18 protein-coding genes are annotated in these 19,987 nt (G+C 59.8%); 9 read left to right on the top strand and 9 right to left on the bottom strand.

The features are described from left to right. The first annotated feature begins 119 nt into the window (after positions 1-119). The 4 genes from G6N80_RS02890 (at position 120) to G6N80_RS02875 (ending at position 4,090) form a co-directional block, all read left to right on the top strand. Positions 120-773 (top strand): aspartate/glutamate racemase family protein, encoded by a 654-nt coding sequence (locus tag G6N80_RS02890; protein ID WP_062556902.1) that lies wholly within the window; start codon positions 120-122, stop codon positions 771-773. Between the two features lie 5 nt (positions 774-778). After that, positions 779-2,143 (top strand): dihydroorotase, encoded by a 1,365-nt coding sequence (locus G6N80_RS02885; protein ID WP_062556613.1) that lies wholly within the window; start codon positions 779-781, stop codon positions 2,141-2,143. A gap of 11 nt (positions 2,144-2,154) precedes the next feature. Further along, the gene (locus G6N80_RS02880; RefSeq protein WP_165131137.1) at positions 2,155-3,081 is read left to right on the top strand and encodes a dihydrodipicolinate synthase family protein; all 927 of its coding nucleotides are present in this window, start codon (positions 2,155-2,157) and stop codon (positions 3,079-3,081) included. Positions 3,082-3,157: 76 nt separating this feature from the next. Next, complete coding sequence (locus G6N80_RS02875) at positions 3,158-4,090, top strand: alpha/beta hydrolase (RefSeq protein WP_165131135.1); 933 nt, start codon at positions 3,158-3,160, stop codon at positions 4,088-4,090. 48 nt (positions 4,091-4,138) lie between these two features. Here the strand turns inward: G6N80_RS02875 and G6N80_RS02870 are convergent, their stop codons facing one another. Then, the gene (locus G6N80_RS02870) at positions 4,139-4,861 is read right to left on the bottom strand and encodes an aspartate/glutamate racemase family protein (RefSeq protein ID WP_165131133.1); all 723 of its coding nucleotides are present in this window, start codon (positions 4,859-4,861) and stop codon (positions 4,139-4,141) included. Positions 4,862-4,883: 22 nt separating this feature from the next. After that, complete coding sequence (locus G6N80_RS02865; protein ID WP_165131131.1) at positions 4,884-5,513, bottom strand: flavin reductase family protein; 630 nt, start codon at positions 5,511-5,513, stop codon at positions 4,884-4,886. Between the two features lie 129 nt (positions 5,514-5,642). On the opposite strand from G6N80_RS02865, the gene G6N80_RS02860 reads away from it, so the two are divergent. After that, positions 5,643-6,320, top strand: coding sequence for a GntR family transcriptional regulator (locus G6N80_RS02860; RefSeq protein ID WP_062556618.1), 678 nt, complete (start codon positions 5,643-5,645; stop codon positions 6,318-6,320). Between the two features lie 9 nt (positions 6,321-6,329). Here G6N80_RS02860 and G6N80_RS02855 read toward each other — a convergent pair whose 3' ends face one another. From G6N80_RS02855 to G6N80_RS02825, 7 genes are all read right to left on the bottom strand, one after another. Continuing rightward, on the bottom strand, positions 6,330-7,319 hold the full coding sequence (locus G6N80_RS02855) for an ABC transporter ATP-binding protein (protein WP_062556619.1): 990 nt from the start codon (positions 7,317-7,319) through the stop codon (positions 6,330-6,332). Next, positions 7,316-8,299 carry an ABC transporter ATP-binding protein gene (locus G6N80_RS02850; RefSeq protein WP_165131129.1) on the bottom strand — a complete coding sequence of 328 codons (984 nt, stop codon included), beginning with the start codon at positions 8,297-8,299 and terminating at the stop codon, positions 7,316-7,318. The genes G6N80_RS02855 and G6N80_RS02850 overlap by 4 nt, the downstream gene beginning before the upstream one ends. Continuing rightward, complete coding sequence (locus G6N80_RS02845) at positions 8,292-9,779, bottom strand: amidohydrolase family protein (RefSeq protein WP_165131127.1); 1,488 nt, start codon at positions 9,777-9,779, stop codon at positions 8,292-8,294. Before G6N80_RS02845 ends, G6N80_RS02850 begins: the two co-directional genes overlap by 8 nt. Next, a complete protein-coding gene (locus tag G6N80_RS02840; protein WP_165131125.1) occupies positions 9,779-10,972 on the bottom strand; it encodes an amidohydrolase family protein in 1,194 nt (397 codons plus the stop codon). Before G6N80_RS02840 ends, G6N80_RS02845 begins: the two co-directional genes overlap by 1 nt. Positions 10,973-10,977: 5 nt before the next feature. Then, complete coding sequence (locus G6N80_RS02835; protein ID WP_165131123.1) at positions 10,978-11,940, bottom strand: ABC transporter permease; 963 nt, start codon at positions 11,938-11,940, stop codon at positions 10,978-10,980. A gap of 18 nt (positions 11,941-11,958) precedes the next feature. Next, positions 11,959-12,927 carry an ABC transporter permease gene (locus G6N80_RS02830; RefSeq protein ID WP_165131121.1) on the bottom strand — a complete coding sequence of 323 codons (969 nt, stop codon included), beginning with the start codon at positions 12,925-12,927 and terminating at the stop codon, positions 11,959-11,961. A 140-nt stretch (positions 12,928-13,067) separates the two neighbouring features. After that, complete coding sequence (locus G6N80_RS02825) at positions 13,068-14,633, bottom strand: ABC transporter substrate-binding protein (RefSeq protein ID WP_165131119.1); 1,566 nt, start codon at positions 14,631-14,633, stop codon at positions 13,068-13,070. Positions 14,634-15,207: 574 nt separating this feature from the next. On the opposite strand from G6N80_RS02825, the gene G6N80_RS02820 reads away from it, so the two are divergent. The 4 genes from G6N80_RS02820 to G6N80_RS02805 all read left to right on the top strand — a co-directional run bounded on the left by G6N80_RS02820 (position 15,208) and on the right by G6N80_RS02805 (position 19,985). After that, a complete protein-coding gene (locus tag G6N80_RS02820) occupies positions 15,208-16,227 on the top strand; it encodes an amino acid ABC transporter substrate-binding protein (RefSeq protein ID WP_062556626.1) in 1,020 nt (339 codons plus the stop codon). A gap of 65 nt (positions 16,228-16,292) precedes the next feature. Further along, a complete protein-coding gene (locus G6N80_RS02815; RefSeq protein WP_165131117.1) occupies positions 16,293-17,441 on the top strand; it encodes an amino acid ABC transporter permease in 1,149 nt (382 codons plus the stop codon). Positions 17,442-17,443: 2 nt separating this feature from the next. Continuing rightward, complete coding sequence (locus G6N80_RS02810; RefSeq protein WP_082547351.1) at positions 17,444-18,541, top strand: amino acid ABC transporter permease; 1,098 nt, start codon at positions 17,444-17,446, stop codon at positions 18,539-18,541. Next, positions 18,534-19,985, top strand: coding sequence for an amidohydrolase family protein (locus G6N80_RS02805; RefSeq protein ID WP_246251386.1), 1,452 nt, complete (start codon positions 18,534-18,536; stop codon positions 19,983-19,985). Before G6N80_RS02810 ends, G6N80_RS02805 begins: the two co-directional genes overlap by 8 nt. Positions 19,986-19,987: the final 2 nt, after the last annotated feature.

Raw genomic sequence — 19,987 nt, 5'->3', positions numbered from 1 at the left:
AGAACCCCGCGGATTTCCACTGGCGTGTCCATTGATCCGCTTTGACACCAAATCATCTGTAATATATTACGTGATATACCTAGTATGCAGAATCCGACGTGCGCCGCGGGAGTGAAAGCTTGTCCACTATTCTGGTCATCAATCCCAACAGTTCTGTTTCCGTTACGCAATCCATGCAGGCCTGTCTTGCACCCTTGAAGGCGTCAACAGCCCACAATATCGAATGCATCGAGCTTGCAAAGTCGCCGCCCGGCATCGAAACCGACGCCCATGTGGCCGAAGTCATCCCCAACATTCTGGACGCTGTCGGCAGCAGCGACGCCGATGCCTTCGTGCTGGCGTGCTTTTCGGATCCAGGGATTGATCGCGTGCGGGCTGCAACCACCAAGCCGGTGCTCGGGATTGCGGAATCGGCCTATCTGACGGCTCTTTCACTAGGTCGCCGTTTCGGCATCATTTCGCTGGGGCCGTCCTCCATCGCGAGGCACCTGCGCTATCTGGAGGCCTTGCACCTGCATCATCGTCTGGCCGCAGACCGCTCGATCGACATGACCGTCGCCCAGCTGATGGCGACCGATGTCGTGGAAACCGTTGCCCGGACGGCGCGCTTGTTGCTGGACCAGGACGGGGCTGATGTCATCATTCTCGGATGCGCCGGCCTTGGGTCCTACCGCGCGAAGCTGCAGGAAACGCTCGGCATTCCGGTCATCGATCCGGTGCAGGCGGGCGTGGCGCTTGCGGCTAACCATCTTGATCTCTCCTACAAAAGGTAACACCCATGGGTTTCGATCTCATCCTGCGTGGAACCGCGGTTCTTCCCGATGGCCCTCTGGAAAATGCCTGGATCGGCATTTCCGCTGGCAAAATTGAAGCCATCGGCACCAGTGAGCCGCCCTCGGACGCACAGGTCCATGATTGCGGCGACGAGCTGATCCTGCCCGGCATCATTGACGGCCAGACGCATGCCTGCAGCTATGGCGGACTGCCCGGCATCCGCTCCACCACGCGCTCGGCCATCGCCGGCGGCATCACCACCATCGTCGACATGCCCTATGACAATCCGGCACCTCTCAATGACCTGCAAAGGCTGAAGGAGAAAGTCGAAGCCATCGAGCAGCATGCCCATGCCCATGTGGCGCTCTATGGAACCGTTCTGCCCGGCCAATCGATGGAGGATGTCGCGTCGCTGATCGACGGTGGCGTTGTTGCCTTCAAGATCTCGACCTTCGAAAGCAGCCCGACCCGGTTTCCGCGCATATCGTCGGATCAGATATTGCGTCTTTTCCACGCCCTCGCCGATACCCCGCTGCCGCTCGGTGTCCATAATGAGGATCAGGAGATTGTGCGCGCCTATATTGCAGCGGCAAAGGCCGCCGGACAGAACGGCATACAGGCCCATTCCGCCAGCCGCCCTCCCGCCGCCGAGCTTGCGGCGACGGCGCAGTTTCTGGAGCTTGGTGCCTCAGCCGGTGCCCATGCCCATATTGTTCACCTGACAACAGCGCGCGGCTTCCAGCTGGTAGACAACTATCTGGCAGATGGTTTCCGCGCGACAGGCGAGCTTTGCGTTCACTATTTGTGGTTCGATCCGGAGCGCGATGGCGAGGAACTGGGTGCCCGCATGAAGGTCAATCCGCCCATTCGCCCTGGCCAGATCGAGCCCTTGTGGGAGGAAGTCGTATCTGGCCGCGTCGCCTTCGTCAGTTCGGACCATTCCAGTTGGCCGATCGACAACAAGTTTACAGACTCCATCTTCGACGCCGGTGCAGGCGTTCCGGGCCTTGAGACACTGTTGCCTGCCTTCTACACCGCCGCCGATGAACGCGGTTTCGATGCCGCGGCAATGACCGTGGAACAACTGTGTGAGCGGCCAGCAAAGTTCTTCGGTCTTTGGCCGCAAAAGGGCGCGATCCGGATTGGATCGGATGCGGATCTGACCGTCGTCAGCCGGACGCCACAGATCTGGAACGCGCAGAACGCCCATGATGACCTGAACTGGAGCCCGTTTGACGGTCGTCGCTTCAACATCACCGTCAGCCGGACCTATCTCTCAGGCGAACTCGCCTTCGACGGACAAGACATCCTCAACCAGCCCGGCGACGGACACTATGTGCGCCGTGGTCAATCCCATTGGTTCGAATAGGAAATTTTTCGATGGCACATATCACGTCAAGCTCCAGAGGCGTTTTCGTCATTGCCGTGACGCCGTTCCTGGAAACAGGTGCGCTCGATCACGACAGTATCGATCGCATGGTCGATTTCTACGCGGAGAAAGGTGCCGACGGGCTGACCATTCTGGGAATGATGGGCGAGGCACCGAAACTTACGCAGGCAGAATCGATTGAGGTCACGCGGCGAACTTTGGCGCGTGCTGGTAATATGCCCGTCGTCGTGGGTGTTTCGGCCCCCGGTCTCGCCGCCCTTGGCGAATTGACCGGTGCCGTGATGGATCTGGGTGCCGCTGGCGTCATGGTTGCGCCGCCCTCATCGCTGCGCACGGACGAGCAGATCATCGGCTATTACCGAAACGTGGTGGAGACCGTCGGGAAAGACGTTCCGGTGGTGCTGCAGGACTTTCCGCTTTCAACCGGCGTGCAGATTTCCACGAAGACGCTGCGCGTCATCTTCGAAGCCCATCCCAGCATCGTCATGCTGAAGCACGAGGACTGGCCGGGACTGCAGAAGATCTCGGATCTGCGTCAGGCCGAGACGGAAGGCAGTCGTCGTGTCTCCATCCTGTGCGGAAATGCAGGCGCCTTCCTGCCGGAAGAAATGCGTCGTGGTGCCGACGGCGCCATGACGGGCTTTGCCTATCCCGAAATGATGGCGAACGTCGTGCGCCTCAGCAATGAAGGCAGGCATGAAGCGGCGCAGGATGTATTCGATGCTTACCTGCCTCTCGTGCGCTATGAACAGCAGCCGGGCATCGGCCTTGCGGTCCGTAAGTATGTGCTTGCCAAACGCGGCGCGATTGGGAGCGCGGCCCAGCGCAGGCCAGGTGCTGGCCTGAATGCTGCGGCCATTGCCGAAATCGAAATGCTGATCGCGCGGCAGACCCGAAGGCTCGAAACTCTTGCTTGAGAACATGCTTTACTAACATATTCCGGATGGCGTGGGCGGGTCAGCCCGGAGTGAGGACAAAGCGGGGAGCAAGACTGTGCCACTCGAACAGAACATGGCGCTTGCCATCCAGGAAAATGCACGGCTGATCGAAGAGGATGGCGGTCAGCCTGCCGATCTCCTTTCGAGGCGTGCACAGTTGAACCGTCTCGCCCGCTTCTGGGCGGAAGGCGCACCTGCCATCGCGCATGTGGAAGACCTCACGATACCGGGGGAGCCTTCCCTGCCTGCCCGTCTGTACCGTCCGGAAGCTGAAGGTGATGCCGCCATCCTGTTTGTCCATGGCGGCGGCTGGCAACAGGGCTCCATCGACGCCAGCGACTGGCAGGCCCGTGGCCTTGCCGCAGCAAGCGGCCTGCCGGTCCTTTCCATATCCTACCGTCTTGCTCCGGAACATCCCTTCCCCGCACCTCTGCAGGATGTGGTCCGCGCCATCGAATGGGCCATGGTGGGCGGTGTTTTCAGGGGGAGGCCCTGCAACAGGCTGATGCTCAGTGGTGCCTCCGCTGGCGCAAACCTGGCTCTTGGCGCATGGCTCAAACTTCGGGATGAAGGTCGGCCGTTGCCGGTTGCGATGGGTCTGTTCTATGGCGTCTACGGTGATGATCTCGATACGCCAAGCTACCGGGAATTCGGCGACGGGCGATTTGGTCTTCCGCGCGATGCCATGGCGACCTATTTCGCCGATTATCTGCCGGATCCGGAAATGCGTAACAGCCCCTACGCTGTTCCCATGAAGGCCGATCTCAAAGGCTTTCCACCCCTCTGGCTCGGCATAGCGGAACTCGATGTCCTGCGCGATGATTCCCGTTGGCTCGCCGAACGCATTGCATCATCCGGCACGACCGCTGAGGTGGTCGAATACGAGGGCATGGTGCACGGCTTCTGCGCACGGGCGCGCATGGTTCCTGCCGCGCGGTCTGCCCTGGCCGATTGCGGAAAATTCCTGCGGACAATTGTCGAAATTTAAGCCCCGCCGGCACAGACCGGCGGAGAAAAGGCGGACACTCTTTCGCCCTCAGGCGACGGCGGCCACCCCGGCATGCTTGATGCGGGGATAATCATAGGCGCTGACTTTTGAGGTGGTGTAGCCTGCCCCAACCAGCGCTTCCGCAAGCTTGATGGCGGCCGTTACGCCATCGATGACGGGTACCCCCGTTACCGTCTGCAGGCGCTCGCACAGCGCCGACATGCCCGCGCAGCCGAGAATGATGGCTTCCGCACCGTCTTCCTTTTTCGCGGCCTCGATTTCGCGGATCAGCAGGCGCTCGGCAGCGGCAGGGTCTTCTTCCAGACCCAGAACCGGCAAATCGATGGATCGCACCCGGCGACAGTGACGATCTGCGCCATAATCACAGACCAGATCCTCGATGATCGGTATCGACCGCGGCAGCGTCGTGACGATGGAGAACCGCCGGCTGATGGTCATCGCCACCTGAATGCCCGCCTGACAGATGCCGATAACCGGCCCTTTTGCCACTTCACGTGCCGCATGAAGGCCGGGATCGTCAAAACAGGCAAGCACATAGGCATCGACACCCTGCTTCTCGCCCTTGCGGATTTCCGCCAGCATGCCCGGCACGGCCATGGCTTCGTCCGCGCCCCCTTCAATGCTGACCGGCGTATCCGTCGGATTGACGGCCGTGACCTGCGTGTCCCGCTGCTTGACGCGCAACGCGCTTTCCAGCGCCTGCGCTGTCATGGATGCGGTCGAGTTGGGATTGATCAGGCGAATATGCATGAAGTCGAACCTTTCAAAGACCTTACTGGTCTTGCGGCTTGATGAAATCGGATATCGGAGGAGCCGTCAGAACGAACTGGCGGTCCGAAGTGATGTAGTTGTCGGCATGCAGGCGAGCGATGGGCTGATAATGCTCCGGATCCACATATCGCCCCTCTGCATCCATGCATTCCGGACGCACGTGCATATGGACCACTTCGCCGAGAACCAGAGTGCGCCGATGGTAATCGATCAGGCGTTCCACCCGGCATTCGAATACGCAAGGAGCCTCCGCGGGATAGCAGACATCGATCTGGCTGCAGTCCTTTGCTGTCAGGCCCGCCATGGCCAGTTCATCGACTTCCGTATCGAAACCCAGACCGCAGACCAGCATCTGCTGGGCAATCGTCATATCCACCATGGAAATCGCAAATTCCTGCGTTCGGCGGATATTGGCAACCGTATCCTTTTCCTCGCCTGAGAGGCGTGTCTGGATGCCCAGCACCACGATGGGCGGATCGTGCGAGAATACGTTGAAAAAGCTCATGGGCGCTGCGTTGTTGTGTCCGGCCTCAGAGCGGGTCGTGACCAGCGCAATCGGACGCGGGCCGATGAAATTTGTCAGCAGACGGTAGCGGCTCTGCGCCTCAAGCACGGTAAAGTCGAATTCCATAATTCAGTTCCTGCTGATGATATACAATATCGTTTCATATTGTCGACAATTCTGCAATCGAAATCCGCCTGTTACAGTTGACATTTTACGCCGCATCACGCTTCTCTAGCCCCGATCGGGAGTAAGGTGATGACTGAGGCAAACGGCCCTTCCACACAGCAGATTGTCGAGAAAGTCTGGCTTTCCATTGCGGAGCGCAGACTGCGTCCCGGCGTCCAGTTGAAAGAAGAGCAACTGGCCGGAATCTTCGCCGTCAGCCGTGCCCGCATCCGGCAGGCGCTGACGGTTCTGGAGCGCGATGGTCTTGTCACGATTGTTCCCAATCGCGGCGCCTTCGTATCCAAACCCTCGGTTGAAGAAGCTCGCGACGTGTTCTTCGTTCGCCGCACCGTGGAACGCTGCATTGTCGAACGCTTGTGCAAGTCGATTTCGAAATCGGATCTGAAGCGGTTGCGCGACCATGTCGCAAAGGAGCGGGTCGCGAACGCGCAGGACATTACCACGGATATCATCAAGCTCTCCGGCGGTTTCCATCTCTTGCTCGCCGAGACAGTCGGCTCTGATTTCCTGTTCACGACGATGCGCGATCTCATCGCACGCTCCTCCCTGATCACTGCCGTCTACCGCAACACCAATCGTTTCAACTGCGGTCCGGACGAGCATGCGGAAATCGTGGATGCGATTGCAGCCAACGATGCCGAGAAGGCGGTGCACCTCATGGCACACCATCTCGACCATGTTGAATCGGAGCTCGATCTCACCGAGATCCGTGATCTCTCGCACGACCTGCGCGCAGCGCTTGCCTGACATCGAAGTTCAGACAGGAACCGCATCCTCCGTGACCAGGTGACACGCCACCCGTGTGCCTGTAGCCAGCGTCCGCACGGCAGGCAATTCCGCCGAACAGCGGGCTGTCGCAATCGGGCAGCGGGGATGAAACGCACACCCGCTCGGTGGCTTCAGCGGGCTCGGCACCTCCCCTACCGCCGGTTCACGGTCGCGATTCGGCTCGGCAATATTCGGGATCGTCTGTAACAGGAGCTTTGTGTAGGGATGGCGCGGATTGGCGAACAGCTCTTCCGTTTCCCCTTCCTCCACGATCCGCCCGAGATACATGACCGCGATCCGGTCCGACATGTGTCTTACCACGCTCATGTCATGGCTGATGAAGAGGTAGGTCAGGCCAAGTTCATCCTGCAACCGCCGCATCAGATTGAGAACCTGTGCCTGCACCGAAACATCGAGCGCCGAGGTCGGCTCGTCGCACACCAGGAATTCCGGTTCGCTGGCGAGCGCTCGCGCAATGGAAATACGTTGACGCTGACCGCCCGAGAATTCATGCGGAAACTTCTCGCCATCGGACGCTGACAAGCCCACGATGCCCAGCAATTCCTCGACCCGTTCTGTTACCTCAGCCGCCGTCTTACGCAGCTTCAGTTCGCGCAGCGGCTCGGCAATGATGTTCTTCACCCGCCAGCGCGGATTGAGCGAGGCATAGGGATCCTGAAAGATCATCTGTGCTGACAAGGGGGCATTGTTGCGCCCTGGCGCGAAGCGGATTTCACCGGCGCTGGGCTTAAACAATCCGGTCACCAGCCGCGCAACGGTCGATTTGCCGCAACCGCTTTCGCCGACGATGCTGAGGCATCCGCCTGCCGGAACGGAAAAATCGATATCGGCCACCGCCCGCACGAACTGTCTTGGCTTGCGCTCGATCACGCGGTTGAGCCATGGCGCGGAAACATCGAATGTCTTGACCAGCCCGTTGACGGTCAGCGCCTGTGGTTTCTTCGCCGTCTGGTTCATGCGGTTCCTCCTGCGTTCAGCCAGCAGGCGCTGGCGCCGTCACCCGCGGCAATGAGTTCGGGGCGTTCGCGAAGACAGCGTGGACCTGCCTGCCGACAGCGCGGATTGAAGGCGCATCCGGGCGGTATCGCATCCAGTCTCGGCATGGCGCCATCGATCTGGTTCAACTTGTGAACGCGGGCGCCAAGAGACGGGATGGAAGCCATAAGCCCTTGCGTATAGGGGTGGCGCGGCGAATGCAGCACCTGCTCGACAGGGCCGATCTCGATCAGCCTGCCCGCATACAGCACAGCCACCCGGTCGGCGGCTTCGGCAATCACGCCCATGTCGTGGGTCACGAGCATCACCGCCGTCTGCTTTTCCTTGCACAGGCGACGCAGCAGCGAAATGATCTGCGCCTGAATGGAAACGTCAAGCGCCGTTGTCGGCTCGTCCGCGATGATCAGTTTCGGCGATGCGGCGAGCGCCAAGGCAATCACCACACGCTGGCGCATGCCGCCGGAAAACTGGTGCGGATACTGGTCGAAACGCTCGTCTGGCGAGGGAATGCCAACATCACGGAGCAGTTGGATGGCCCGGGCGCGCGCCTCGGCACGGCCGAGCGGCAGATGCTGGCGGATGGTTTCGGTCAACTGCGCGCCCACTGTAAACAGCGGATTGAGCGAGGTCAGTGGGTCCTGGAAGATAGCGCCGATTTCCCGACCACGGATCTTCTCCATCTCCCGATCCTTCAGCGTGTCGATCCGCCGCTCACCGAGCCACACCTCTCCGCCGGCAATGCGTCCGGGCCGCTCCAGCAGTCCCTGGATGGCAAGGCCGGTCATGGATTTGCCCGCTCCGGATTCGCCGACCACGCCAAGGATTTCGCCGGGACGGATCGAAAGGCTCACATCGGAAAGAGCGGTGACGGTGCCGCGACGGCCGGGAAATTCCACTTTCAGATTGCGGACATTGATGACCGCCTGCTGCATGTCAGCCATGGGCCTTCTCCACAATCGGGTAGCTGGGTGGAAAAATGTCGGAAACCGGAGGGTTGCCGTAGCTACGCTCCGGATATTTTGCGATCAGGCGATCATATTGCGCTTGAGCTTGAACGCGGGCTGTGTGCATGTCCATGCCAACCACCTTGCGGGATGTCATGGACACCCGCCCATCGACGAAGACTGCACGGGTCACCTTGCCCGATCCGCCCGTCACCAGCGTCGTGATCGGATCGATGGAAGGTGCCATGATCGCATCGTCCAGATCGAAGACCGCGATATCGGCGCGTGCACCCACCGAGAGGTGACCGAGATCGTCACGGCCAAGCGCACGCGCGCCGCCAATGGTCGCCGCGTCGAACAGATCTGCAGAGCGAAGCCTGTCGGGCGCACCATCGGCAATGCGACCGGTGATCAGGCCGACCAGCAGGTTCATAAGCATGTCCGGCGGTGTCGTATCCGTTCCCATGGCAATGTTGATGCCGCGCTTGCGGCAGGCGGAGAAGGAATTGAGAATGCTGCCGCCACGACCCGACACCAGCGGACAATGAACGATGGAAACGCCGTGGTCCGCGTAGAGCGCAAGATCCTCTTCCGTCGCATTCGTGGCATGCGGCGCAATCAGCCGCTCGTTCAACAAACCGGCCCTGGCAAGCCAAACCGGAGCGGTCGTTCCGTGCAGCTTGCGCACAGTTTCCACTTCCATGGCACCTTGCGCCATATGCAGACGGAACTTGCAGCCGAGATCGCGCGCCGCCGCATCGGTACGCTTTATCAGTGCCAGCGTCGATGTCTCCACGCGGTCCGGTGCCAGCACGCCACGGACGAGATCGCCGTGGCGACCGTTCTGCCTCTCGATATAGGCAATGGCGTCCTTCAGTCCCTGAAAACCGCGCTCCTCATCGAAGACCGGAACCATCTGGCCCGGAGCTTCCAGCACCATGCCACCCGAGCGATAGGCGGGGCTGAGATAGACCCGCAGGCCAAGCTCGCCAGCCGCATCGGCGGCAGCATCGAATTCAGCGACGGTCTCGCCCCACTCCCGGTAGAACAGTGATGCGATGGGTGCCGCGGTCGTAATTCCGTTCAGTAGCAATTGCCTGAAGGCGAAACGTTTCTGGAACGCCAGTTCCTCCGGGGTGTACATTTCATAGGGACCGGCCTCCACATAGGAGCGCGGCCACACGCGACCCTTCGCCCAGCCAGGGTGATGGTCTGTGCCCAGAATGGTCGTGTCGAGATCGGACAGTGCATCGAGATCGATCAGGCCGGGGCTGATCAGCGCGTTGCCATAATCGATGCGGCGCGCCACTTCGCCCGGAAAGTCGTGGCCGACGAAAAGGATTTCTCCGTGTTCGAACACCACTTCACCGTTGCGCAACAGGCAGTGCCGACCGTCTTCATGACCGACGACCCAGCTTGCGGTGACAAGTGTACGACCTTCGGGACGTCTTCCGAGATCCTGAGACAGATCGTCCATCACGGCATCTCCACGATGGCCTTGCCCTGACGGGCAACAACGCGGCCACCCTTGACCACCATGGGCCTCGGCGCGACATCGACAACCGCGTGGGCGAGCGTCTCACCGGTCAGCAGCGTGAAATCGGCGTTGCAGCCAATGGCGAGACCATAATCCTTCAACCGCATGACATCGGCTCCGCCTTGCGAAACGACATGCAGCACATGCGCAAGTTCAATATCTGAGCGCAGTCCGTTTTTCATGCCGATGATCTTGGCGCGGTCCAGCATGTCGGGCTGGCCCCATGGACCCCAGGTATCCTGAATGCCATCGCAGCCGCCGCCAACCCGCACACCCGCTTCCTTCAGCCTCATGATGGACGGCACCGTCGCCGAGGGTGCGCCTGTCGTCAGGATCGCAACGTCGAGCCGGGCAATCTCGTCGATCAGCTTGCCGACGCGTAAGTAATCGTTCATGCCCAGCGCGAAGGCGTGGCTGATGGCAACACGACCTTCCATGCCATTGGCGCGGATGCGCTCGAAGATCAACTCCATGGTGAAGGCGCCCAGATCGCCCGTTTCATGAAGATGGATGTCGATGTCGACCCCATGCTTCACCGCCAGCGCAAAGAGAATGTCCAACTGGCCTTTGGGGTCGCGATCAATCCCACAGGGATCGATACCGCCCAGCACTTCACAGCCCTGACGCAGCGCCTCGTCCAGAAGCTCCACAGTTCCCGGCATGACCATGACGCCTGACTGCGGAAAGGCGACGATCTCGATATCGATGATGCCTTTCAGCGCATCACGGGTCTGCCAGATACCTTCCACCAGAGACAGGCCATGGGTCGTATCGATATCGACATGGCTTCGAATATGGCTAGCACCGTTTGCGGCAAGGCCGATGGCGTGACGCATGGATTGCCGATGCGGATCAATGCCGATTTGCTTGCGGTTTTCGCGCTCGAAGTCGATGCGGCCGCGCAGGATCGCAGCGCGGTTGTTGACGTGCCAGGGCATGCCCCAGGTCGTCTTGTCGAGATGCGTATGGGCGTCGATGAGGCCCGGCGCAATGATCGCCCCCTGCCCGTCCTCGACAGGCATTGCGCCGTCAGCTTCAAACGTTCCGAAGCCCGCAATCTTGCCGTTCCTGATGAGGATGTCGCAGCTTTCGCCAGCCATGGGCCGGACATTGCGCAGAAGAAGGTCGTGCATGGGGCTTACCTCAGTTTCGGATTAAGGGCATCGCGCAGCCAGTCGCCGAGCATATTGACGGTGACGACCAGAAGGCAGAGCTGAATGACGGGGAAGAGGACGATCCACCAGGAACCGGAAAACAGGAACTGGTTGCCGATGCGGATCAGGGTGCCAAGCGATGGCTGGGTCGGCGGCATGCCGATGCCCAGAAACGAGAGCGTCGCTTCCGTCAGGATCGCCATGCCGAAATTCAGCGTTGCGGCGACCATGATTGGCGTCAGCGTGTTGGGCAGAATGTGCATCATCATGATACGGCGTGCGGGAACACCGATCAGCTTGGCCGCAGAGACATAATCCTTGCCGCTTTCGACAATCGCCTGCGCCCGCACTGTTCGGGCATATTGAACCCAGGCCGAGAGCGAGATGGCAAGCACGAGAACGGCGGAGGCGCCTGCCTCCCGCAAATGTTCCGGCAGCATCTGCCGCACCACCGTCGAGACCAGAATGGCAACGAGGATGGTGGGAATAGAGAGCGTGATATCACCGAAGCGCATCAGCAGATTGTCGATAAAACCGCCGAAGTAACCGGATAGAAGGCCCGCCGTCATGCCGATGATCAGGGACAGCACGACGGAGGCAACGCCGATGACGATGGAGATGCGCGTGCCGTAGAGAATGGCCGACAGCATGTCTCTCCCTTGCGTATCGGTGCCCAGAAGATAGGGCCACTCGCCGCCTTCGATCCAGACGGGCGGCAGCTCCGCCTTCCACATGTCGAGAGATGCGCCATCATAGGGATTTTGCGGGGCAATCAGCGGCGCGAAAATGGCCGCAAGGATCAGGATCATCAGCACGAAGGCACTGATCTGCGCGGGGCGGCTGTTCCTGAAAGACCACCAGATATCGCTGTTGCGAATACGCGTCAGAAGTGGCGCACGCGCTGGCCGGCTTTCTGTTTCGCTCTTGGTCGTTTGCACGAGAGTCATCGAACTCGGATCTCCAGGTTAGCGCGCGGTGCGCAGACGCGGATCGATCACCGCATAGGCGATATCGACCAACGTGTTCAGCACGACGAAGATGAAGGAGATGATGCAGAGATAGGCAGCCATCACCGGCATATCGAGGAATGTCACCGCCTGAATGAACAGCATCCCCATGCCCGGCCACTGGAACACAGTTTCCGTGATCAGCGCGAAGGCAATCAGGGATCCGACATTCATGGCCGTCAGCGTCACGACCGGCATGAGACAGTTGCGGAGCGCATGGCGGAAATAGATGCGCCAGCGCGGAATGCCGCGGGCGCGGGCAAATTTCACATAGTCCGATCTGAGAACTTCGAGCATCTCGGCTCTCACCAGCCGCATGACGAGCGTGATCTGGTAGAGCGACAGCGCAATGGATGGCAGAATGAGCGCAGCGCGGCCGGAAGAGGTCAAAAGACCGGTGGACCACCAGCCAAACTGCACCACTTCGCCGCGCCCGAAGGAAGGCGCCCATCCAAGAATAACGGCAAAGACCAGAATGAGCAGGATGCCGACCACGAAACTCGGCAGCGACACCCCGATGATGGAGAGAAACTGCAGGCTCTCCGTATACCATTTGCCGCGCTGGATGGCCGTAATGACCCCAAGGGGCAGACCGATGACGAGCGACAGGAAGGTCGCAACCAGCACCAGTTCGAGCGTTGCCGGAAAGCGCTCCGCAATCAGCGGCAGAACCTGCTGGCCATTCCGGTAGGAGACGCCGAAATTGCCCTGAACCGCATCGCCAACGAAACGGACATATTGCGTCAGCATACTGTCGTTCAGGCCAAGACGCTTGCGCAGCGCATCCTTGTCCGCCTGCGATGTCTGCTCGCCCACCATCAGTTCGACAGGATCGCCCGCGAGTTGGAAGATCAGAAAGGCAAGCATGGCAACGGCAAGCATCACCAGGATCGCATTCCCCAGGCGCTTGATGATAAATACCAGCATGGGAACCTCTTAAACGGCCACCCTCGGAGAAGGACCGGAGGGCCTGATCGGTCATATCGAGGGGAGGCAGGCCATCTGCGACCTGCCTGTGAATGATCGAGGCGCGTCTGAACCACGCGCCTCATTCATTGCCCAACCTCTTACTTGCCCATCTGCGTCAGCCAGTGACGCGGCTTGTTGTCGGCACGGAAGTCGACACTCTTGACCGAACCCAGCATGGCCCAGGCTATCGGCTGCTGATGAAGCGGAATGAGAATAACCTCATCCTTGGCGATCTTCAGCGCCTTGCCTTCAAGCGCCAGCCGCTTGGCATTGTCCGGCTCCTGCGCGGCAGCCGCCACCAGCTTGTCCAGTTCAGGATACGACCAGTTGCCATAGTTGGACACGCCCATGGCGCCCTGCTTGGTGGACAGGATTTGCGCCAGCATCGAATAGGCATCCAGCGTCGGCTCGTTCGCCCAGCTCAGGTTGAACATGTCGGCCTTGCCGGCGCTGCGCTTCGGCGTCTGGACTGCGCGTGGCGCGATATCGATTGTCGGGTTGAAGCCGCCGCGCTTCATCATGTTGGCAATGCCCGAGCAGATATCTTCCTCGTTGATGCTCTCGTCGTTCATGCAGGTATAGGTGAAGGCAAGGTTTGTCTGACCAGCTTCCGCCAGAAGCTTCTTGGCAAGCTCCGGATTGGACGGGGCGAAGGTGTCGAGTGATTTGTCATAGCCTGCAATTTCCGGAGCGATCAGTGAGCCGGATGGACGGGCAAGGCCACGCATGACCTTCTTGTTGATCAGGTCGCGGTCGATCGTCGCTTCCACGGCCTGACGGACGCGGATATCGTTGAACGGGTTGGGGCGGCCGTCCTCAAGCTTTTCCTTGCGGTTGAAGTTGAGGAAGACGGTGCGCAGTTCGGTGCGCTTCTTCACCGTAATGCCGTTCGACGATTCCAGTCGTGGAAGATCCTGGATCGGGGCGCTGTCGATCAGGTCGATCTCGCCGGACAGAAGGGCTGCAACGCGGGTGGCCGCCGAAGCAATGGGGACGAATTCGATCCGGTCGAGATTATGCTTCTTCTGGTCCCACCAGGCAGGGTTGACGACGAGCACTGTCTTACTGTCCGGCACGCGGCTTTCCAGCTTGAACGGACCCGTGCCGTTCGTGTGCATGGTGGTATAGCCTTCCGTCTTCGTGGCAACATCCGTCGGCTTCTCGCTGTTGTTGGCCTTCAGCCAACCCGCGTCGAAGATGAAGATGTTGGTGATGTCGTTGAGGAAGAGCGAGGTTGGCGCGGAGACGGCGATGTCGACTGTGTAGTCATCAACCTTGGTCACGCCTGCAAAGAGCGGAATATTGCCGCGAAGCGGCGATGTGGCATCGGAGGCACGCTTGAAAGAGGCCACCACGTCATCGGCTGTGAACTCTGCACCATCGTGGAACTTCACGTCCTTGCGCAGCGTGAAACGCCATGCCTTGCCATCGATCAGCTTCCACTCGGTGGCCAGCGCCGGCTCGATCTTGAAGTCGGGCCCATAGCGAACGAGACCTTCATAGACGTGATTGAGGAAGGCGAGGTTCGACGTGGACGGAACCGAATAGGGGTCCAGCGAAAACAGATCGGCACGTCCGCCCCAGCGAAGTGTTTCTGCGCTGGCTGGGACGGCGATGGCAGCCGCAGCCATTGCTGCGAGGATAAAGCTTTTCACACGGGACATGGGTTCCCCTTTTTGTTTGTCGTGTATGAGCCTGCGCGGCCATGAACCCCAGGCAGCGCGAGTATTGTTTCACAGGCTTACATTGTCAATTATATTGTTGACAATTATTGCAGTCAAAGTTGGCTCATATCGGTCGACAAAGAATTTTAGAGACGCTCGCTGCGCGAACAGCGGCGCCGCTTCCGCGTCACCATGCTCTATCAAAAGGCGGTGCGAACGAACCTTGCCATTGTGCCCTGCGACCAGTCTCTCCCCTCGCGGCGATCCTGTCCGAGGAGGTTCTGGACAATGTCCGCAACTCTTCATGCCCAAGGCTATGGGCGCCTTCACCCCCGGGAACGCCACGTTAGGCGGCCATCTTGTCGATATTCTTGATCAGAAGAATGTCATCTAAAGCCATCAACTCGGGCTTGCAGTAGTGAGATATCACGAAGTATATTATAAATGTCCTATGGCTTCGGGTAACCGTTGCCAACACAAGAGAGTCATTGTAGACAATTGTGTATGCATTGCCATGGGCCTGGCAGGGAGGAGCTGCCAAGGGGAATGTAGACAATCTTTTTGGGAGGAAAGAATGAAAAAACAGACTTTGGTTGGCTGCGTGGCCGCTGTTCTCGGTTTCATGGGGGCAAGTTTCGCGCATGCGGATACGCTCGATACCGTCAAGAAGCGTGGCAAGTTGGTGTGCGGCGTCTCGCTCGCATCGCCCGGTTTTGCGGCACCGAACGACAAGGGCCGCATGGAAGGCTTCGACGCCGATATCTGCCGTGCCGTCGCGGCTGCCGTTTTTGGAGACGGCGAAAAGGTCGAATACATCCCCACCAATATCAATACGCGCTTTCAGGCGCTGCAATCGGGTGAAATCGACATCCTGTCCCGCCAGACGACCGTGACCTTCACGCGTGAAGCGTCGCTCGGCATCGATTTCGGACCCGTGGTTTTCTATGACGGTCAAGGCTTGATGGTTTCCAAGTCGCTCGGCGTCAAAAGTGCTGCCGAACTGAAGGACGCCGCGATCTGCACCCTGCCTGGCACAACGACGGCACAGAACCTCACGGATTTCTTCAGCAAGCTCGGCGCCAAGTTCGAGATCGTCGTGTTCGAGAGCCCGGATGAAAACCGCGCCGCATTCTTCAGCGGCCGTTGCGATGCAATTTCGTCCGACCGCTCGGACCTTGCCTCGATCCGTGCCGTTTCCAACAAGCCGGACGATTATGTCGTTCTGCCTGAAACCATCTCGAAGGAACCCCTGGCGCCTGGCGTTCGCCAGAACGATTCCAACTGGCGCGATATCGTATCCTGGTCCGTCTGGATGCTGATGGCCGCCGAGGAAAAGGGTATCACCAAGGCCAATGTCGATGAGAAGCTGAAGAGCGAGGACCCGGAAGTGCTTCGCATGCTCGGCGCGTCTGACAATCTCGGCGAGATGCTGAAGCTCGACAAGAAGTGGGGCTACAACATCATCAAGTCGGTCGGCAACTACGGCGAAGTCTTCGATCGCGCACTGGGCGAAAAGACCAGCCTTGGCATGACCCGCGGCCCCAATACCCCGTGGAATGCTGGCGGCCTGCTCTACGCACCTCCTTTCCGTTGAGACCGGTTGGCGCCCGCCTGGCGGGCGCAGCCATCCCTGGCAGTTTTCCGGACGGAGGGCTTTGAATGGCTCTGCTGCATGATGCGCGCTACCGCGCGCTCTTCTATCAAGGGCTGACAATCTGCATCATCGGTCTGATCGCGTGGTCCATGTTTGCCACCGCCAGCCACAACCTGGAAAGACAGGATATTGCGACCGGGTTTTCCTACCTGTCGCGACAGGCAGGCTTCGTCATCAGCGAAACCACCATTGCCTACCAGCCGACCGATTCTGTTTCACGCGCTCTTTTGGTTGGCCTTGCCAATACCATCAAGGTCTCCGTCCTCGCGGCCTTTTTCGGAACAGTGCTGGGGCTCCTCGTCGGCATTGGCCGCATGTCGCGCAATCCGCTTCTGCAACGGCTGATGCTGCTTTACGTCGAGGCGCTGAGAAACGTGCCGCTGCTGCTGTACCTGTTGTTCTGGTATGCGGTCATCATCAATGTCCTGCCCCCGGTCCGTGCGGCACTGCCTGTCCTGCCGCATGTCTACCTGTCAAACAGCGGCCTTGCCATTCCTTCGGTCGAATTCGTGCGGGGTCTTGCGCCGACTGTCGCTGCCCTTGCAATTGGCCTGGTTGGCGCATTCCTCATCCGGCGCCTGTCACTGCACCGTCGGCTGACGACCGGAAAACCGAACCACGGAACGCTTCTTGCCCTCCTTGCAATCGCGGCACCGATCGTACTGCTGATTGTTCTGGACGGGATTTCGCTGAAGTTCGACCTGCCGGAACAAGGCCGCTTTCGCCTGACAGGCGGCATGCAGGTCAAGCCGGAATTCGTTGCCCTGCTGTTCGGGCTCACGCTTAGCGTATCGGCCACCGTGGCAGAGATCGTGCGTGCCGGCATCCAAGCCGTCGACAGGGGCCAATGGGAGGCAGCAACCGCGCTCGGCCTGCCAAGACGCCGGACCATGCGCCTCGTCATCCTGCCGCAGGCATTGAGGCTCATCATTCCGCCTTTGACCAATACCTATCTCACCGTTTTCAAGAACAGTTCGCTGGCCATCGCCATCGGCTATCCGGACCTTGTGATGGTGTCGAATACGGTCATGAACCAGACCGGGCAGGCCATGGAAACCATTGCGATCTTCATGGGCGCCTATCTCGGCCTGTCCATCGCGATCTCGCTTTTCATGAACTGGTACAACACCCGGGTTGCCCTGAAGGAGCGTTGATCGTGACGGAAATCCAGCTCGTCCTTGGCGCGTCCACGCCCAGCCGTTTGCCCCCTCCGCGGCGGCACGCTCTCTGGCGCGATCTTTTCGGTACGCCCGGCAATGCCCTGGTCACGGTGCTCAGTGCCGTCGCCATCATGGCGATCGGATGGTTCGCGATCCGTTGGCTGTTTCTGGAAGCAACCTTTTCCGGCAGGCCGGAAGACTGCAAGGTCGCCACTGGAGCCTGTTGGCCATTCCTCACGTCCAAACTTCGCTACATGGCATTCGGCTTCTATCCCTATGAAGAACAGTGGCGACCCATGCTGGCGCTTCTCGGGTTCTTCTGTGCCGCCATCGTCTCCATGGTGCCGCGGCTGTGGAGCATGCGGCTCTTGCTTGTCTGGCTCGTCGGCATCCTGCCGGTCCTCTATATCCTGATGGCAGGCGGCGTGTTCGGCCTGCCATCCGTGCCGAAAACCCAGTGGGGCGGCTTGCCGCTTTCCTTCATGCTGTCCTTCGTCGGACTTGCCTGTGCGCTGCCGCTCGGCATCCTGCTTGCCTTGTCGCGCGCGTCAGAACTCCCGGTCATCCGGGTTCTGGCCACCAGCTTCATCGAAATCGTCCGCGGCGTACCGCTGATCAGCATTCTCTTTATGGCAACCGTCATGCTGCCGCTGTTCATGCCGGAGGGAGTCACCGTCGACAAACTTTTGCGTGCCCAGGTCGCCATCATCATCTTTGCAGCCGCCTATATTGCAGAAATCGTGCGTGGCGGCTTGCAGGATGTTCCAAAGGGACAGATCGAGGCAGGCGCCTCTCTGGGTCTCGGCTACTGGCCGATCATGTTCAAGATCGTGCTGCCGCAGGCGATCAAGAAGGTCATCCCTCCCCTCGTCTCGCTTTTCATCGGCTTTTTCCAGGACACGACGCTGGTCACGATCGTCGGTCTCCTCGATTTCCTCGATACCGTCCGCTCTGCCATGCGTGATCCTGTCTGGCAGGGCATCGCCGTGCTTGAAGGATATGTCTTTGCCGCCGCGGTCTACTTCGCCTTCAGCGCCCTGATGGGAGCCTATAGCCGCTTCCTCGAACGTTATTTCAGGACAACTCATGACTGAACAAATGACCAAGCCCATACACGTCATCCGAAACATCGAGACTATCGTCGCTTTTGATCCGCAGACCGGCGGCCACGCCTATCTCTCAGATGGTGATATTGCCTTCGACGAGGCCAGCATCCTGCATGTCGGAGGTCATTACGACGGACCGTTCGAACGTGAAGAGCATGGCAAGGACAAAATGCTGCTGCCCGGTCTCGTCAACATCCATTGCCATTCGGACGAGGAACCGCTGTCGAAAGGCATTTTCGACGACATGGGTACCCCTGCCCTGTGGGGTCAGGCGATGTATGAATATTCCACGCTGGTCGAGATCAGCGAGGAAGCGCGCGAGGCGTCCCTCACGATCATGCTGGGCGACCTGATCCGTAGCGGCGTGACAACGCTTGTCGATATTGCCGGTCCGCACGACAAATGGCTTCCGACGCTCGTAAAAAGTGGTGCTAGAGCCTATGCCGCACCGGGCTTTCGTGAAGCGCGCTGGCATGTGGAAGACAGCCGCCGCCTTGATTACCATTGGGACAGTGCCAAAGGACGCGAAGCCTTTGCACGAGCGCTAGCCTGCGTGGACGAGGCAGAGGCACATCCGTCAACGCGCCTCGGCGGCATTCTGGCGCCATCGCAGGTGGAGACCTGCTCGCCCGAACTCCTGACCGAAGCGATGGCAGCTGCCAGAAGCCGCAACATTCCAATCACTCTCCATGCGGCCCAGACGATGGCGGAGCATGAGGAATTGCTGCGCCGGACAGGACTGACCGCCGTGCAATACCTCGACAGGCTCGGCATTCTGAACGAGCGCCTCATCCTCGGTCACTGCATCTTCCTCGACAGCCATTCCTGGACGCGGCAGCGGACAGAGATCGACATGCAGCTTCTGGCCAGGGGCGGCACGACGGTTGCCCATTGCCCGGTCACGTTCTCCCGAAGCGGGATGATCCTCGAATCGATCGGCAAATACCGGCGAAACGGCATCAATGTCGGGATCGGAACCGATACCTATCCTTACAACATGCTGGAGGAGATGCGCCGCGCCCTGATCTGCTCGCGCATTGCTGGCAAAAGCGTCCATGACATAAAAACTGCCGATATCTTCGAAATGGCCACTTTGGGGGGCGCAAAGGCACTCGGTCGGACAGATATCGGCCGCATCGCCGTCGGCGCGAAAGCGGACTTCTCGCTGATCGATCTCAACCACTCCGCTATGCAGCCGGTCTACGATCCCCTGCGCAATCTCCTGCATTGTGCGGCGGAACGGGCGGTTCAGGCCGTCTACGTCGATGGTCAGTGCATCGCAAGGGATGGCAAGCTTCTAGGTCTCGATTACGACGGTGCCGTCCACGTCATGCGCGATGCACTGGTCTTCGCAAAGGAGCGCATTCCGGCAAACGACCCGCGCAGACGATCCCTGTCGGAACTTGCGCCGCTGTCGCTTCCATCCAACTAGAT

The sequence above is a fragment of the Rhizobium rhizoryzae genome (assembly GCF_011046895.1).
GTDB classification, from domain to species: Bacteria; Pseudomonadota; Alphaproteobacteria; order Rhizobiales; family Rhizobiaceae; genus Neorhizobium; species Neorhizobium rhizoryzae.
Note: the sequence above shows the minus strand (reverse complement) of the source record. Positions and strands in the feature narration are given on the sequence as shown.